This is a genomic window from Pseudomonas serbica (genome assembly GCF_028823535.1).
Lineage (GTDB): Bacteria > Pseudomonadota > Gammaproteobacteria > Pseudomonadales > Pseudomonadaceae > Aquipseudomonas > Aquipseudomonas serbica.
In genome coordinates, this window is the sequence record NZ_JAQIYM010000050.1 from 1 (window position 1) to 432 (window position 432).

Genomic DNA, 432 nt, shown 5'->3' on the forward strand with positions numbered 1-432 from the left:
CGCCGAGGCTGGCGGCGAGCTGGCTGCCGTAGGCGCGGGTGTCGGTGAGGTCGATGCTTTTGCCCTGGAACACGGTCTGCGCCAGGGTCTGGGTCATGTCCTGCGGGTCGGCGGCATGGTTCACCTGCTGCAGGGTCAGGCGCGTGCGTGTGACCTGGTTGAGGAAGGCTTGCAGGCTCAGGCGCTCACGCTCGTCCTGGCCCTCGGGGGTTTTGCCGAGCAGGGCCAGCAGCGGACCGAAGGTGGCGTCCAGGGGGCCTTTGGGTCCCTGCAGTGCCTGCTCGATCAGCGGCCCTGGGGCCTGGGCGATCAGCTTTTGCGCCGAGCTGATCAGCGAGTCGGCCAACGCCTGGGTGCGTGTGCCGGCTTGCCCCTGGTAGGCCAGGGTGTTCATCAGGGCGATCAGCGGCGACTGGCGCACGTCGCTCATCA

The 432-nt window shown here is 68.8% G+C and carries 1 pseudogene; it reads right to left on the reverse strand.

Features of this window, described 5'->3' with window-relative positions:
• Nucleotides 1–432 (reverse strand): annotated as a pseudogene (locus NQL71_RS29690) (ImcF-related family protein); the annotation flags it as partial.